Origin of the sequence: Polaribacter marinaquae (assembly GCF_038019025.1) — a bacterium.
GTDB lineage: Bacteria > Bacteroidota > Bacteroidia > Flavobacteriales > Flavobacteriaceae > Polaribacter > Polaribacter marinaquae.
This window is the reverse complement of sequence record NZ_CP150496.1, coordinates 1372501-1375000: the sequence shown is the minus strand read 5'-3', so window position 1 is coordinate 1375000 and position 2500 is coordinate 1372501. Positions and strand designations below refer to the sequence as shown.

The following is a 2500-nucleotide window of genomic DNA, read 5'->3' as shown; positions in this document are numbered from 1 at the left end:
GGTAATTTAAGTTAGATAGTTCGATTCTATCATTTCTACAAGATTAAGATTTAGGTTTTGTTTTTAAAGAGCAAGATTTGATACCTTAAAAGTTCATTGAAAATATTGAAATTGACAGCGTAAACAAAGAGTAGAATAACCACATTATTAATAATGTAAATTCTTTTGAAACTTATTCATTAAAATATTTAAGATATACAATGAAGAGTTTGATCCTGGCTCAGGATGAACGCTAGCGGCAGGCTTAACACATGCAAGTCGAGGGGTAACATTGTGCTTGCACAGATGACGACCGGCGCACGGGTGCGTAACGCGTATAGAACCTACCTTTTACAGAGGGATAGCCTTTAGAAATGAAGATTAATACCTCATAGTATTGCGATTTGGCATCAGGTTGTAATTAAAGATTTATCGGTAAAAGATGGCTATGCGTCCTATTAGTTAGTTGGTGAGGTAACGGCTTACCAAGACATCGATAGGTAGGGGTCCTGAGAGGGAGATCCCCCACACTGGTACTGAGACACGGACCAGACTCCTACGGGAGGCAGCAGTGAGGAATATTGGACAATGGAGGAGACTCTGATCCAGCCATGCCGCGTGCAGGAAGACTGCCCTATGGGTTGTAAACTGCTTTTATACAGGAAGAAACACTAGTACGTGTACTAGCTTGACGGTACTGTAAGAATAAGGACCGGCTAACTCCGTGCCAGCAGCCGCGGTAATACGGAGGGTCCGAGCGTTATCCGGAATCATTGGGTTTAAAGGGTCCGCAGGCGGTCGATTAAGTCAGAGGTGAAATCCCATAGCTTAACTATGGAACTGCCTTTGATACTGGTTGACTTGAGTCATATGGAAGTAGATAGAATGTGTAGTGTAGCGGTGAAATGCATAGATATTACACAGAATACCGATTGCGAAGGCAGTCTACTACGTATGTACTGACGCTCATGGACGAAAGCGTGGGGAGCGAACAGGATTAGATACCCTGGTAGTCCACGCCGTAAACGATGGACACTAGTTGTTGGGATTTATCTCAGTGACTAAGCGAAAGTGATAAGTGTCCCACCTGGGGAGTACGATCGCAAGATTGAAACTCAAAGGAATTGACGGGGGCCCGCACAAGCGGTGGAGCATGTGGTTTAATTCGATGATACGCGAGGAACCTTACCAGGGCTTAAATGTAGTATGACAGGTTTAGAGATAGACTTTTCTTCGGACATATTACAAGGTGCTGCATGGTTGTCGTCAGCTCGTGCCGTGAGGTGTCAGGTTAAGTCCTATAACGAGCGCAACCCTTGTCGTTAGTTGCCAGCATGTAAAGATGGGGACTCTAACGAGACTGCCGGTGCAAACCGTGAGGAAGGTGGGGATGACGTCAAATCATCACGGCCCTTACGTCCTGGGCCACACACGTGCTACAATGGTATGGACAATGAGCAGCCATCTGGCAACAGAGAGCGAATCTACAAACCATATCACAGTTCGGATCGGAGTCTGCAACTCGACTCCGTGAAGCTGGAATCGCTAGTAATCGGATATCAGCCATGATCCGGTGAATACGTTCCCGGGCCTTGTACACACCGCCCGTCAAGCCATGGAAGCTGGGAGTGCCTGAAGTCGGTCACCGCAAGGAGCCGCCTAGGGTAAAACTGGTAACTAGGGCTAAGTCGTAACAAGGTAGCCGTACCGGAAGGTGCGGCTGGAACACCTCCTTTCTAGAGAAAGATGGTGAGTTACAAAAGGTACATTTTACTCTTTGCTGTTAATTTTAAAATAAAGAAAGTATTAAGCTATTATAGTCTCGTAGCTCAGCTGGTTAGAGCGCTACACTGATAATGTAGAGGTCGGCAGTTCGAGTCTGCCCGGGACTACAAAATAGGTATACTTTAAGGAAATTCTGGAAACTAGAGAATTCTAAATTCGTAATTCTGAATTCAAAATTCAAAATTTCAAATGGGGGATTAGCTCAGTTGGCTAGAGCGCTTGCCTTGCACGCAAGAGGTCATCGGTTCGACTCCGATATTCTCCACAACGGTCAATTATAATAGATAGGCCACAAGTTCATTGACATATTGGTAAAATGATATCGTAAGAATCAAAAAGATAGAGAACAAATAGATATTTATATCTATTATATTTATAAAAATATAAAAGAGCTCGTTGTGATGTATTTATACATCATAGCAAAAAGTACAATAAGTTAAGTAAGGGCGTATGGCGGATGCCTAGGCTCTCAGAGGCGATGAAGGACGTGATAAGCTGCGAAAAGCTACGGGGAGGGGCACATACCTTATAATCCGTAGATATCCGAATGGGGCAACCCACTATGTTGAAGACATAGTACCGAAAGGGGCAAACCCGGTGAACTGAAACATCTAAGTAACCGGAGGAAGAGAAAACAATAGTGATTCCGTTAGTAGTGGCGAGCGAACGCGGATTAGCCCAAACCAATGTTGTTACGGCAATATTGGGGTTGTAGGACCACAATATTCAATGCTAA

The 2500-nt window shown here is 44.4% G+C and carries 2 tRNA genes and 2 rRNA genes (1 of these 4 cut by a window edge); all 4 read left to right on the top strand.

The annotated features are described in order from the left end of the window. The first annotated feature begins 197 nt into the window (after positions 1-197). Positions 198-1715 (top strand): 16S ribosomal RNA (locus WG950_RS06295). 82 nt (positions 1716-1797) lie between these two features. Then, positions 1798-1871 (top strand) — tRNA-Ile (locus WG950_RS06290). Between the two features lie 84 nt (positions 1872-1955). Then, positions 1956-2029, top strand: a tRNA-Ala gene (locus WG950_RS06285). Between the two features lie 164 nt (positions 2030-2193). Then, positions 2194-2500, top strand: a 23S ribosomal RNA gene (locus WG950_RS06280) (it continues 2563 nt past the right edge of the window). Together the 16S and 23S rRNA genes with 2 tRNA genes alongside form the textbook arrangement of a ribosomal RNA operon.